The organism is Flavobacterium sp. KS-LB2, from assembly GCF_036895565.1.
GTDB lineage: Bacteria > Bacteroidota > Bacteroidia > Flavobacteriales > Flavobacteriaceae > Flavobacterium.
The window spans coordinates 2,795,033-2,808,875 of sequence record NZ_CP145904.1 but is presented as its reverse complement, the minus strand read 5'-3'; the positions used below and the strand labels follow the sequence as shown (position 1 = coordinate 2,808,875).

Sequence of the window (13,843 nt, the reverse complement as noted above, 5' to 3'; positions counted from 1 at the left end):
GGAGTTATTCCAACTGTACGCTATATTTTTTCTTGTTCCGTTAAAAAAAACGGAATAAGAAAAGGATATCGTTGACTCCCGAAACTTCGGGATGGGCTAAAAACTAGAATCGTGTTTCCGAAGTGGCATTCTTGCTAATTAACATTAACCCTAGAAAAGTGATTAGCCCATTTACGATTATCAGTTCGTTATCGAACACATATCCTAAAAATAATGTTTTCGAATTTTCGCTTATGAGATAAGTTAGAGCTGGAGATAACAAGCATACAATTGGTACAAACTTGTCTTTGACTGTTTTTGACCTTAAAAACAAACCAAAACAATACAATCCTAAAAGCGGGCCATACGTGTAAGAGGCAACTCTAAAAATCATTCCCACTACAGAACTGTCATTTACGGCATTAAAGAAAATAATGACTAAAAACATTAGTATCGAAAAGGCGATATGAACAAAATGTCTGGTTCGTACTACATTTGGTTTATTTAGGTTTTCGGCTTTATCCATTCCTAAAAAATCCACACAAAAGGAAGTAGTAAGTGCTGTTAATGCAGAGTCCGTTGTAGCAAACGTTGCGGCTGTTAATCCTAATAAAAAAATAACAGACGGAATCAAAGCCAAATGATTAAAGGCAATTTCAGGAAAAAGTAAATCTGTTCTGGGTTTGCCTGTTACTAAATCCGTTGGAACTTCAATCCCATTTTTAGTAGCATAAATGTAAAGTAAAGCACCTACGCTGAGGAAAAAAATATTGATTAGTACAAATATTCCTGTAAAAGTGAACATGTTTTTTTGTGCTTCGCCTATGTTCTTGCAACTTAAATTTTTCTGCATTAAGTCCTGATCTAAACCTACCATGGCAATGGTTACAAAAATTCCTCCCAGAATTTGTTTTACAAAATGGAACTTACTCGATATAAAATCCTCAAAGAAAAATACTTTAGAATAATTGCTGTTTTTCACTTCCTCAAAGGCTTCAAAAGCATTTAAATTTAAACTTTTGCAAATAAAGAAAATGGTCAGGAAAACGGAAGTTACTAAGAAAAAAGTTTGTAAAGTATCCGTAATAATTATCGTTTTTAATCCGCCTCGATAGGTGTAAGCAAATATCAAAGCTAATGAAATTAAAACCGTAACAGCAAAAGGAATTTCATAAAAGTCAAATACAAAACGCTGTAAAACAATCACAACAAGATACAATCGGAATGCTGATCCAATGGTTCGGCTAATCAAGAAAATAGTTGCAGCAGTTTTATAAGAATAAATTCCCAACCGTTGTTCAATATAACCATAAATTGAGGTCAAATTCATTCGATAATACAGCGGAAGTAATACTTTTGCTATGATAATGAAGCCGATAGCATTGCCTAATACAAACTGAAAGTATTTGAATTGCTCTCCATTTGGCGCCCCAACTTCTCCTGGAACAGAAATAAAAGTTACTCCAGAAAGTGCCGTTCCAATCATTCCAAAAGCTACTAAGTACCATTTAGAATTTTTATTGGCTTTAAAAAAAGCATCGTTTCCACTGTCTTTTTTACTTACAGCATGAGAGATGTAAAATAAAATTCCAAAATAAACGATTATGAGGATTAGAATGGTGCTGGGAGTCATTGTGTTTTTTTTATTCGAAGCCAAAATACGATTTTTTGCTTAATCGTTTATTTGTATATGGGAAAATCACAGATTCGATTAAACAAATAACCGATTGAACAAATAAACTAATTGACTACTTTTGCTTTTATGGAATTTTCTTCAAAACTTATAGAGAAAGCAGTTAATGAAATGTCTCAGTTGCCGGGAATTGGCAAACGAACCGCACTGCGATTAGTATTACATTTGTTAAAACAGCCTAAAGAGCAAACTGGTTTTTTATCCCAAGCCTTGGTGGCTATGCGTGAAGATATTAAGTATTGTACTAGCTGTCATAATATTTCGGATAGTGTCATGTGTGAAATTTGTGCCAATCAGAGTAGGAATCACCAGATTATTTGTATTGTAGAGGATATTCGGGATGTTATGGCTATTGAAAATACGGGACAGTTTAGAGGGATTTATCATGTTTTAGGAGGTAAAATTTCTCCTATTGATGGAGTTGGTCCCAGTCAGTTGAATATTAATACTTTGGTCGATAAGGTGAAATCAGGTAGTGTAACTGAAGTGATTTTTGCATTAAGTTCTACAATGGAAGGCGATACCACTAATTTTTATATCTATAAACAAATTGCCGATTGTGAAATAACTATGTCAACAATAGCAAGAGGGATTTCGGTAGGAGATGAGCTTGAATATGCTGATGAAGTTACCTTGGGAAGGAGTATTTTGCAAAGAGTACCTTTCGAAAAGTCGTTTAAAAATAATTAATCCATTTAATGAATAGTGATGTTTTTTAAATAGTAAATGAAAAGCTATATTTGTCATTAAAAATATTTAAAATGAGCAAATCCATACTCTATTTGTTGTTGTTTATTAGTGTGTTGTTTTCTTCTTGTATTCCAACTCAAGATTTAATTTACCTTCAGAAAAAGAACAATTCAGATGCTGAAAATAGGATAGCGCCTGTTGAGTCAAAGCCATATAGGTTACAAACTAATGACGTTTTGAGTATTACCATAAAAGCAATTGATCCTAAATTAGTTGCTATTTTTAGTCCTTCAAATGAAGGTGTTGCTGCGGGTAAATCAGAGTCAGGATTGTATTTTGACGGATTTACGGTGGATGATCATGGTAATATAAGAATTCCTGTTTTGGGAGAATTAAATGTTATAGGCTATACCTTGGAGGAAATTAGAGTTAAAGTTGAAAAGCAATTGTTAGCAGAATATTTCAATAAAGAAGCTAATATTTTTGTTACGGTTAAATTAGCTGGCTTACGGTTTACCATTAATGGAGAGATAAGTGCTCCAGGGACTAAAACTTTGTTTCAAGAGCAAGTAACTATTATGGAGGCTATTGCAAATTCTGGTGACATTACGATTACCGGAGATAGAAAAGCAGTTACCATTATGCGAAAAACACCAACCGGGGTTGTTATGCATGATTTAGATCTTACCGATATAAATGTGATGCAATCGCCTTATTTCTATTTGCAACCAAATGATTATATTTATATAAAACCACTCAAGCAAAAAACTTGGGGTACTGGAAAAACTGGTATTGAATCTTTGGGAACGATTATCACATTGTTATCTTTAGCGACAACTACTTTTTTACTATTAAAAAATTAAAACAGCACTCAAAAAATGTTAGATATAAAAGATTTTTCGATTTTTGAAAACCAAGTAAGCTTTGACTTCAAAGGTTTCTTAATAAAAATCGGAAGTTATTGGAAGTGGTTTTTAATAAGTTTATTAATTACTTTCACGATTGCATATCAAGTAAATATTCGTAAAGAAAAAATTTACGGTATGGAAACGCTTATTTCTGTCAAAGAAGAAAGCAATCCTCTTTTTACCTCAAATACCAGTTTAGTGTTTAATTGGGGAGGTACTTCAGATCAAGTTCAGACTATTTCAACGACTTTGCAGTCGAGGTCTCATAATGAACTAGTTGTAGATAAATTACAGTACTACATTAATTATTTAGTTCAAGGCGAATATAAGCTGGTAGATGCCTATGGGTCAGTTCCTTTTTATGTCAATATTGATAAATCAAAAGGGCAATTAGCGGGGACTTTAATCGGTATTAAGTTTATAAATGAAAATACCTATGAAATTAGAATTCCGTTTCAGAGTCAAAATGTTTCTGTAATAACCTATTCGGACAACTCATATAGCAATACAGCAGTTGAGACTGGGGATTTTGTAAAGCAATACAAAGTAGGTGAAAAAGTTTCTTTACCTTTCTTAAACTGGAAGTTGCAAATAAATGAAAATCCAGGTTTCTATAAAGGAAATGAATATTTTGTGTCTTTTAGTGATTTTAACGGAACGGTATCAGCATACAAAGGGATAAATGTAAGTTCAGATGATAAAGGCGGTTCTATAATTACCTTAGGTATGCAAGGAACTAATAAAGCACGAATGGTAGAGTATTTGAATGCGACTGTTAAGATGTTGATAAAAAGACAATTGGACAGTAAGAATCAATTTGCTACGAACACCATAGCATTTATTGACAGTACATTAGTAACGATGGAATCTCAACTCAAGGAAACTGGAAATGAGTTGAAAACCTTTAGAAAAGGTAAAAACATATACGATATTGAAGAGGGTGGGGCTAAATTTTCTGAAAAAATATTGGAATTTGATGTCAAGAAAGACGAAGTAAATCGTAAAATGGCGTACTATAATTCTTTGAAATCATATTTAAAAAGTAGTGTAAACTATGCGAAGCTTCCAGCTCCCTCTGTTGCAGGAATAGAGGACCCAAATATTGTTGTAAATGTTTCGAAGTTGATAGCATTATCAGCCCAAAGATCTGAGATGGCTTATGCTGTAAAAAGCGATAAGATATTCAAAGATTTTGACAACCAAATGGAAGCTGTCAAAAACGTCTTGTTAGAAAATATAGCAACTGCTAAATCTTCTCTTCAGTATGATTTGGCAATGGTGAGTAGCAAAATAAATGAGACTGAAAGTACTATAAAGCAACTTCCGGAGGATCAACAAGAGCTTATTAAAATCAAAAGGAAATATGATTTAAGTGATAATATTTACAGTACTTTTCTTCAAAAAAGAAGTGAAGCAGATATTGTTAAGGCGGCAAATCTATCAGATGTTCATTTTATAGATCCAGCAAAAGATGTTGGTGGAGGACTTATAGGTCCAAAAACATCAGTTAATTATGTATTGGCTTTATTTCTAGGGATACTTTTTCCATTGGTTTTTGTATTTGCAGTGTTCTTTATCAATAATTCGGTTCAAAATGCAGAGGATATTAGTAAAATGACAAAAATCCCTTTAATAGGTGTTGTAGGAGTTAATAAAGAAAATACCAATTTAGCTGTTTTTGATAAACCAAAATCAGCTTTGTCAGAATCTTTTAGAGCCATTCGTTCCTCTCTTCAGTTTTTATATAAACAACAAAATTTAGACGGAGCAAAGACACTAATGATTACCTCTTCTGTGAGTGGTGAAGGAAAAACATTTTGTTCCATCAATATTGCTACGGTATTTGCTCTTAGCGAGAAAAAAACAGTGGTTATTGGTTTGGATTTAAGAAAGCCAAAACTGTCTGCTGAATTTAATTTGTCGAATGAAATTGGGGTGGTTAATTATTTAATCAAACAAAAAACAATTGATGAAATCATCAATCAAACACACATACCTTTTCTAGACGTTATTTTGTCAGGGCCTATTCCACCCAATCCTGCTGAAATGATTATGAGTCAAGGAATGGGAGAACTAATAGCAGAGTTAAAGAAAAAATACGATTATATTATTCTGGATACGCCACCAGTAGGACTGGTATCAGATGCTTTGGAGTTAGCACAATATTGTGATGTTACTTTATATATAGTTAGACAAAACTTTACTAAAAAAGAAATGATTACGCTATTAAATAACAGAGTGAAACGCGGGGAGTTGAATAATACTAGTATTATTTTGAATGGATTAGTGAATAAAGCAAAATATGGTACGGGTTATGGATACGGTTATGGGTACGGTTATGGATATGGAACCTATGCAAATGGATATTATGAAGAAGGAAAACCTAAAAGCATCTATCAAAGGATAGCACAGAAAATTTTGAATAAACAAACGAAGTAATTGTTTTAAAATAAAAACAGATGCAAATAGAAACAAAGAGTTCCGTTTTAATTACTGGAGGTGCAGGATTTATAGGTTCGAATCTATGTGAGTATTTTTTGTCGAAAGACTATAAAGTAGTTTGTTTTGATAATTTTGCAACTGGTTATAGGCATAATTTAAAGGATTTCATAAATCATCCCAATTTTTATTTGATAGAAGGGGATATTCGTAATGCTATAGAATGTCATAACGCAGTACAAGGAATAGATTATGTTTTACATCAGGCAGCATTGGGTTCTGTACCAAGATCTATAAATGATCCTGTTACAACAAATGATGTAAATGTTGCTGGTTTTTTGAACATGTTAGTAGCTTCAAGGGATGCTAAAGTGAAACGATTTGTATACGCAGCAAGCTCTTCTACTTATGGTGATTCTGAAGCTTTGCCTAAAGTTGAAGCAGTAATTGGAAAGCCGCTTTCGCCTTATGCTATAACAAAATATGTGAACGAATTATATGCTGAAATCTTTAGTAGGACTTATGGCTTAGAAACAATTGGGTTGCGGTATTTTAATGTTTTTGGTCGGAAGCAAGATCCAAACGGAGCATATGCTGCGGTCATTCCTAAATTTGTAATGCAATTGATGCAATTACAAAGCCCTAAAATAAATGGGGATGGAAACTATTCACGTGATTTTACTTATATTGATAATGTAATTCAAATGAATGAGTTGGCTATGCTAACCAATAACCCAGAATCAATCAATACGATATACAACACAGCCTATGGCGACAGGAATACGTTGAATGATTTAGTGACGTATTTGAAAGAATTTTTAGCTCAATACGATCAAAAAATTGCTGCTGTTCCCGTAGAATATGGCCCTAATAGAGCAGGCGATATTCCACATTCTTTGGCAAGTATCGACAAGGCAAAAGAATTGTTGGGTTATAATCCAAAATATTCGATGCAAGAAGGATTGAAAGAAGCAGTACAGTGGTATTGGAATAATCTTAGATAAAAGTTTTTTCGGTAGAAAAAAATATACATCAAATTAAAATATATTTGCAAATTAAAATTTAAATAAATGAAAATTACAAAAATTTGTTGCATTGGAGCTGGATATGTAGGAGGCCCAACGATGGCGGTTATAGCTCAAAAATGTCCACAAATACAAGTTACAGTAGTAGACTTAAATGAAGAGCGAATTGCTGCATGGAATGATAAAAATGTAAATAATATACCTATTTACGAACCCGGTTTAAGCGAAATTGTTGCCGAATCAAGAGGAAAAAACTTGTTTTTTTCTACTGATGTAGAAAAAGCAATAGACGAAGCTCAAATTATATTTATATCGGTTAATACGCCTACTAAAACCTATGGAAAAGGAAAAGGTATGGCTGCTGATTTGAAATATATTGAATTGTGTGCGAGGCAAATTGCCAAAGTTGCCAAAGACAATAAAATTGTTGTAGAGAAGTCGACACTTCCTGTTAGAACAGCGGAAGCTATCAAAAGTATTTTAGATAATACCGGGAATGGCGTACAGTTTCAAATTTTATCAAACCCTGAATTTCTTGCTGAGGGAACTGCTGTTCAAGATTTATTAAATCCGGATCGGATATTAATAGGAGGCGATTCTTCTGAGGAAGGACAAAGAGCGATTCAAGCTCTTGTTGATGTATATTCTAATTGGGTTACCGCTGATAAAATATTAACTACTAATGTTTGGTCCTCAGAGTTGTCTAAACTTACTGCAAATGCATTTTTGGCACAACGGATTTCATCGATAAATGCCATGTCTGAACTTTGTGAAAAAACTGGGGCAGATGTGAATGAAGTGGCGAAAGCTATAGGAATGGATAGCAGAATAGGATCAAAATTCCTTAAAGCGTCTGTTGGGTTTGGAGGTTCTTGTTTTCAAAAAGACATATTGAATTTAGTTTATATTGCAAAATCGTATGGGTTGCATGAAGTGGCTGATTATTGGGAGCAGGTAATTATAATGAATGATCATCAAAAAAGACGATTCTCAAACAATATTGTTCAAACGCTATACAATACAGTTTCTGATAAAAAAATAACTTTTCTAGGTTGGGCTTTCAAAAAAGACACTAATGATACTAGGGAATCTGCAGCTATTTATGTGGCTGATGATTTGATAAATGAACATGCAAAAATAGCGGTTTATGATCCTAAAGTTTCCAATAAAAAGATTCTTGATGATTTGAATTATTTAGAAACGAGAAGCGCTACTTTAAACACGAATAGTATTAGCTCATTTGATTCTCCTTATGAGGCGTGTCATAATGCTCACGCGATAGCTGTACTTACGGAATGGGATGAATTTGTCGAATATGATTGGCAAAAAATTTATGATTCAATGCAGAAACCTGCTTTTGTTTTTGATGGCAGAAACTTACTGAATGCAGCAGAATTAGAAGCGATTGGTTTTGTATACCAAGCGATAGGGTCATAGAAATAGGTTGTTAAGTCAAAGGAGTTGCGTTAGATATCGGCAATAAGGAAAAAAAGAATAGCGTCTTTATAATAAAGCGCAGTCCATATTGTTATGTCTAAAAGTTTACTTTGAACACCGTTACTAAAAACTAATTTAGTACCATATAAAAACAAAAAAATGAATTGGTATGTAGTTTACACAAAGCCCAAATGGGAGAAAAAAGTTGCAGAACAATTAAAAAATAAAGGAATAGAGTGCTATTGCCCTTTGGTTACACAAGTTAGACAATGGTCAGATAGAAAGAAAAAAGTTGAGGTGCCACTTTTTAATTCTTATGTTTTTGTTCAGTTACCCGATTCTGAACGGAATGCTGTATTTCAATCAGTAGGAGTGGTGCGTTATTTATTTTGGTTGGGAAAACCAGCTGTAGTTCGCGATGAAGAGATTAGTATTATCAAAAAATGGATGGATCCTTCCGAGAGTAATGATGTTTCAATACACTCATTTCAAGTAGGAGATGCTATACAATTAGAATCAGGACCTTTTTCTAACCAAAAAGCAATTGTTCAAGAGGTTACTAATACACATTATGTGTTGGTTTTGGAATCGTTAGGATGTGTATTGAAAATGAAACATAAATAAGGTTTCTAATTTTTATTAATTTCGAGTTTGTGTATTATTATTATTATTAACCCATTGGTAGTATTGGTTTTTGATGGTAATTCTTCGTCAGTTTGAGTGTTTTTTTTCCGATGCTTCGAGAAGAAAATGTATCGAGCCTTTCGATAAAAGTCAGAACAGCGGAAAATTTTAATAAAAACGGTTCTCGATACACATCACTTCGAGTAGCGGAGCGTATCGAGAAGTTTTGTTCTGTTTTACTACACAAAAAAACACTTCCCTAAACAAGTTCGGGATAAACGGAACTGATGTTTTTAATAATTTCACCCAACTGGTTATTATTATTATTATTATTATTATTATTATTATCGTTTGGTGTAATTCTGTTTTTATAACGCATCGTAATGCATTTGTCACACTGAGCTTGTCGAAGTGTTTTTGGGAAGGTCTTCGATAAGCTCAGACTACCCTCTTGATTTTAATCGACTTTGATTTTGAATTAAGAGTTGTCCTTAAATTAATTTTGCTTGATGAATCCTTCGACTCCAATGCGGGTGGTGAGAACAAAAAAATCAAGTTTACACATCCTCGTTAGTTAAATTAGTTTTCGAATGCCACAAAAAAACTATTCGTGCGTTACTATTTTTATGGAATTCACGGAACTTCGACTTCGCTGTGCTCAATATCTCCTTTTCTTTTTTGCCATCCCCTGACATTTGCTACTCTACTGTGTAATTTAAGGGCGTTAGATTTACGTAAATTTCAGCTAGAAGTTTTAACGCTATTAAGGTTAGTTTAGCACCTTTTTTTATTGCTTTTTATCACCAATTTAGGTGATTTTTTATAGTAGTTTAAGTTGGTTTTTTATTGTTTTGTTATCTGTCATTCAGTTGTTTATGATTTTGTGTCGCTTTTTAGGAAGCGTATTGCTATTTCGAACAATAAATAATAGGTAAAAAATTGGCATTTTGTACCTATATTTGCCCTCTTAAATTATTCTCGTTTCAGCTCATTTCTGTGGGTGTGAATCGCGAAGCGGTAGAATAAAGTTACCGATAATTACTTCTAATAGTTCAAAAAATGGATTCTAAAGCAAAAATAGCTGTAATTGGTTTGGGTTATGTAGGTTTACCATTAGCAAGATTGTTTGCAACTAAGCATGCTGTTGTTGGATTTGACATCAATCAATCTAGAGTTAGTTCTTTGAAATCAGGTACTGATACAACATTTGAAGTAGATGATGCCACGCTGCAAAAAGTGCTATTAGAGCAACCAAGTGATGCAATTGGTTTGTATTGTACAACTAATATTGCTGATATTACGGATTGCAATTACTATATCGTAACCGTTCCAACTCCAGTTGATAAAAATAATCGGCCCGATTTAACCCCGTTATACAAATCCAGTGAGACGGTAGGTGCAGTCTTAAAAAAAGGAGATATTGTTATTTATGAATCAACTGTTTATCCTGGAGTGACAGAGGAAGAATGTGTCCCTGTTTTAGAACGCGTTTCTGGATTGAAATTTAACGTTGATTTTTTTGCGGGCTACTCGCCTGAGCGAATTAATCCTGGAGACAAAGAACACACCGTAGAAAAAATTTTAAAAATTACTTCAGGTTCCACTTTTGAGATTGGACAAAAAGTAAACAAACTATATCAATCTGTTATTACAGCAGGTACGCACTTAGCGCCCTCTATAAAGGTAGCCGAAGCTGCTAAAGTAATCGAAAATTCTCAGCGAGATATTAATATTGCGTTTGTAAACGAGTTGTCTAAGATATTCAATTTGATGCATATAGATACGCAGGCCGTTTTAGAAGCAGCACGAACCAAATGGAATTTTCTGCCTTTTAAACCCGGATTAGTTGGTGGGCATTGTATAGGCGTTGATCCTTATTACTTAGCTCAGCGGGCGCAAGAGTTTGGGTATCACCCTGAAATTATATTAGCCGGAAGGCGATTGAATGATAGTATGGGCGAATATGTAGCTTCTCAAGTAGTGAAGCTTATGATTAAAAAAGGGATTTCAGTTAATGGGGCAACTGTCTTAATGCTTGGTATTACCTTCAAGGAAAACTGTCCTGATGTTCGTAATACAAAAATTGTCGATGTAATAGCTGCTTTGACAGATTATGGAATTACAGTTACTATTTATGATCCTCTTGCTAATCCGTTTGAAGTGCAAAAAGAATATAACTTATTGACTACAAATAGAATACCTAAGGAGCAGTTTGATGCTGTAATTTTAGGAGTTGCTCACCATCAATTTTTGGATATAGATTTATCCATATTACAAAAATCTACTAGTTTATTGTATGATGTGAAAGGGGTTTTAGGTGATGTAGCTGATGGACGGTTATAAATAAGAAAACAATTAAATTACCGACCAAAAAATGAGAATAGGAATTACTTTCAGTGCATTCGACTTACTACACGCGGGGCATGTAAAAATGTTAGAAGATGCAAAAAGGCAATGTGATTATTTAATTGTTGCTTTACAGACTGATCCAACAATTGATCGTCCTGAAAAAAACAGACCGACGCAATCGGTGGTAGAAAGATACATACAACTTAAAGGATGCGTCCATGTGGATGAAATTGTTCCTTATGCCACAGAACAGGATTTAGAAGATATTTTACGGTCTTTTAAATTGGATGTCCGTATTATCGGAGAGGAGTATAGAGAAAAAAACTTCACTGGTCGAAGCTACTGCGAAGAAAAAGGAATTGAATTGTATTTCAATGTGCGGGATCATCGATTTTCAAGTAGCAGTTTGCGTAAAGTAGTGGCCGAAAAAGAATTAAGAAAAGTAATTTAGGGTTTTAAACCTTGTATAAATAAAATATGGAAAAGCATTCAATTACACATGTCATCCTTACTGGAGGTGTTGGTAGTCGCTTATGGCCGTTATCACGTAAAAGCCAACCCAAGCAATATCTGGATATTTTTGATGGTAAATCCTTGTTTGAGATGACTGTAGATCGCAATCGTAATATTGCTGATCAAGTAATGGTTGTCGGTAATATTGATAACTGTCATTTGAGTAAAAATGTCTTAGAAAAATCGAATACTCAATATGTAGATATAATTGAATCTACTCCAAGAAATACAGCTGCGGCGATTGCTTTTGCGGCTTTTGCTTCGCAACCAGATGATATTTTAATAGTCACTCCATCGGACCATATTATTGGCAAAATGGAGTGTTATGAAGAAGCGATTCAAGAAGCGGTCGAGAAAGCGGCAAACGGATACATCGTTACTTTTGGCATCGTTCCCACTAAACCGGAAACCGGTTATGGTTATATTGAACGTAAAGGAGACAATGTGGTTTCGTTTAGAGAAAAACCAAATCAGGTTTCGGCTCGTGATTTTATTGCCAAAGGGAATTTTCTTTGGAATAGCGGGATGTTCTGTTTTAAAGCAGGAGTGCTTTTGGACGAGCTAAAAATGTATGCTCCAGAGGTATACGAAAAATCAAAATTGGCTTGGGAAAATAATACCAATGGAAATTTAGATTTGAAGCTTTCTATGGATATTCCTTCCATAAGTATTGATTATGCGGTAATGGAACGAAGTAAAAAAATCAAAGTAGTATCTTCTCAATTTGATTGGTCGGATTTAGGGTCTTTTGAATCCGTATATGATTACCTAGTCTCTACGGGGCATCCGGTCGATAAAAACGGGAATATGGTAATTGGTACTGATAATTATACTGCTTTTATCGGACTTAAAAACACCATTTTTGTATATACTGATACAGCTAATCTCATTTTGCAAAAAGATAATTCTCAGGATGTTAAAAATGTATACAATCAGCTGGAAAGAGAAAATTCGGATTTGTTGGATTAGATCAACAAGACGGAGTGCCGGTTCTTGGTTTTTCCCCGACCCTAAAGGGAGACCATAAACAGGCATACAAAAAATAATTTGTTTTCCCCTGCCCTAAAGGGAGTCAAATTATTTTAAATGAGAATATCTAGTGTGATACAAAGTTTAACCTAATACAAATAATTTGTTTTCCCCTGCCCTAAAGGGAGCCAAATTATTTTGAAACGAGAATATCTAGTGTGATACAAAGTTTAACCTAATACAAATAATTTGTTTTCCCCTGCCCTAAAGGGAGTCAAATTATTTTTAAATCGAGAATAATATCTAGCGTAAAGTATAAAATGATGAAATACAAAAGCTGTTAATTACGTTTAGTTAAATCAAAATGAAAGAGAAGGATTTGCAGTATGATGAAAGTATGTGGAAGGGAGCTCCCGCTAGCGGATTTTTGAAGGCTCAATCCTTAAGGGAAACTTTAACAGAAGCTGAAGTCTATTTGTGGCAAAGATTAAAATCAAATCAATTTCATGGATTAAAATTCAGAAGACAACATCCCATTGGTATTTATATTGTTGATTTTTATTGTCATCAGCATAAATTAATTATTGAATTAGATGGAGAATATCATAACACTTTAGAACAAGTTGAAAAGGATCAAGAACGAACAGATTTTTTAAGTTTTCAAGGATTAAGGGTTATTCGTTTTACTAATGAACAAGTGCTAACTGAAATAGATCCTGTTTTGGAGAAAATTGGAGAATGTTGCAAAGAATAATCTGAAAATAATTTGTTTTCCCCTGCTCTAAAGGGAGTCAAATTTTTTTTAAATCGAGAATATCTAGTGTGATACAAAGTTTAACCTAATACAAATAATTTGTTTTTCCCCAACCCTAAAGGGAGCCAAATTATTTTGAAACGAGAATATTTAGTTTGATACAAAGTTTAACCTAATACAAATAATTTGTTTTCCCCTGCCCTAAAGGGAGTCAAATTTTTTTTAAATCGAGAATATCTAGTGTGATACAAAGTTTAACCTAATACAAATAATTTGTTTTTCCCCAACCCTAAAGGGAGCCAAATTATTTTGAAACGAGAATATTTAGTTTGATACAAAGTTTAACCTAATACAAATAATTTGTTTTCCCCTGCCCTAAAGGGAGTCAAATTATTTTAAATGAGAAATTTCGGTAACTTCGTTTAAAAATATACAAAATCACTTTTTGAAAGTACAGTTAAGA

11 protein-coding genes are annotated in these 13,843 nt (G+C 33.6%); 10 read left to right on the top strand and 1 reads right to left on the bottom strand.

The features are described from left to right. Positions 1–103 precede the first annotated feature (103 nt). On the bottom strand, positions 104–1,612 hold the full coding sequence (locus V5J73_RS11995; RefSeq protein WP_338646195.1) for a sodium:solute symporter: 1,509 nt from the start codon (positions 1,610–1,612) through the stop codon (positions 104–106). A gap of 129 nt (positions 1,613–1,741) precedes the next feature. Between V5J73_RS11995 and recR the strand changes: the two genes are divergently transcribed. The 10 genes from recR (at position 1,742) to V5J73_RS11945 (ending at position 13,380) form a co-directional block, all read left to right on the top strand. Further along, entirely contained in the window at positions 1,742–2,362 is a 621-nt protein-coding gene (recR, locus tag V5J73_RS11990; protein WP_338646193.1) for a recombination mediator RecR, read from the top strand. Positions 2,363–2,433: 71 nt separating this feature from the next. Then, positions 2,434–3,225 carry a polysaccharide biosynthesis/export family protein gene (locus tag V5J73_RS11985; protein WP_338646192.1) on the top strand — a complete coding sequence of 264 codons (792 nt, stop codon included), beginning with the start codon at positions 2,434–2,436 and terminating at the stop codon, positions 3,223–3,225. 15 nt (positions 3,226–3,240) lie between these two features. After that, positions 3,241–5,709 carry a polysaccharide biosynthesis tyrosine autokinase gene (locus V5J73_RS11980; protein ID WP_338646190.1) on the top strand — a complete coding sequence of 823 codons (2,469 nt, stop codon included), beginning with the start codon at positions 3,241–3,243 and terminating at the stop codon, positions 5,707–5,709. A gap of 20 nt (positions 5,710–5,729) precedes the next feature. After that, positions 5,730–6,713, top strand: a complete 984-nt coding sequence (locus tag V5J73_RS11975) for an SDR family oxidoreductase (RefSeq protein WP_338646188.1) — start codon at positions 5,730–5,732, stop codon at positions 6,711–6,713. 66 nt (positions 6,714–6,779) lie between these two features. Next, a complete protein-coding gene (locus tag V5J73_RS11970; protein ID WP_338646185.1) occupies positions 6,780–8,171 on the top strand; it encodes a UDP-glucose 6-dehydrogenase in 1,392 nt (463 codons plus the stop codon). Positions 8,172–8,330: 159 nt separating this feature from the next. Continuing rightward, entirely contained in the window at positions 8,331–8,795 is a 465-nt protein-coding gene (locus V5J73_RS11965) for a UpxY family transcription antiterminator (protein ID WP_338646183.1), read from the top strand. Positions 8,796–9,854: 1,059 nt separating this feature from the next. Further along, positions 9,855–11,138, top strand: a complete 1,284-nt coding sequence (locus tag V5J73_RS11960; RefSeq protein ID WP_338646181.1) for a nucleotide sugar dehydrogenase — start codon at positions 9,855–9,857, stop codon at positions 11,136–11,138. A 31-nt stretch (positions 11,139–11,169) separates the two neighbouring features. Further along, positions 11,170–11,595 carry an adenylyltransferase/cytidyltransferase family protein gene (locus V5J73_RS11955; protein ID WP_338646180.1) on the top strand — a complete coding sequence of 142 codons (426 nt, stop codon included), beginning with the start codon at positions 11,170–11,172 and terminating at the stop codon, positions 11,593–11,595. Between the two features lie 26 nt (positions 11,596–11,621). Continuing rightward, entirely contained in the window at positions 11,622–12,626 is a 1,005-nt protein-coding gene (locus V5J73_RS11950; protein WP_338646179.1) for a mannose-1-phosphate guanylyltransferase, read from the top strand. Positions 12,627–12,990: 364 nt separating this feature from the next. Then, entirely contained in the window at positions 12,991–13,380 is a 390-nt protein-coding gene (locus tag V5J73_RS11945; RefSeq protein WP_338646178.1) for an endonuclease domain-containing protein, read from the top strand. The last annotated feature ends 463 nt before the right edge of the window (positions 13,381–13,843 follow it).

Bases quoted from the DNA above. Each gene is read 5' to 3' on its own strand.
- V5J73_RS11980 (WP_338646190.1), top strand. From the start codon at position 3,241: ATGTTAGATATAAAAGATTTTTCGATTTTTGAAAACCAAGTAAGCTTT.
- V5J73_RS11985 (WP_338646192.1), top strand. From the start codon at position 2,434: ATGAGCAAATCCATACTCTATTTGTTGTTGTTTATTAGTGTGTTGTTT.
- V5J73_RS11945 (WP_338646178.1), top strand. From the start codon at position 12,991: ATGAAAGAGAAGGATTTGCAGTATGATGAAAGTATGTGGAAGGGAGCT.
- V5J73_RS11950 (WP_338646179.1), top strand. From the start codon at position 11,622: ATGGAAAAGCATTCAATTACACATGTCATCCTTACTGGAGGTGTTGGT.
- recR (WP_338646193.1), top strand. From the start codon at position 1,742: ATGGAATTTTCTTCAAAACTTATAGAGAAAGCAGTTAATGAAATGTCT.
- V5J73_RS11955 (WP_338646180.1), top strand. From the start codon at position 11,170: ATGAGAATAGGAATTACTTTCAGTGCATTCGACTTACTACACGCGGGG.
- V5J73_RS11970 (WP_338646185.1), top strand. From the start codon at position 6,780: ATGAAAATTACAAAAATTTGTTGCATTGGAGCTGGATATGTAGGAGGC.
- V5J73_RS11960 (WP_338646181.1), top strand. From the start codon at position 9,855: ATGGATTCTAAAGCAAAAATAGCTGTAATTGGTTTGGGTTATGTAGGT.
- V5J73_RS11965 (WP_338646183.1), top strand. From the start codon at position 8,331: ATGAATTGGTATGTAGTTTACACAAAGCCCAAATGGGAGAAAAAAGTT.
- V5J73_RS11995 (WP_338646195.1), bottom strand. From the start codon at position 1,612: ATGACTCCCAGCACCATTCTAATCCTCATAATCGTTTATTTTGGAATT.
- V5J73_RS11975 (WP_338646188.1), top strand. From the start codon at position 5,730: ATGCAAATAGAAACAAAGAGTTCCGTTTTAATTACTGGAGGTGCAGGA.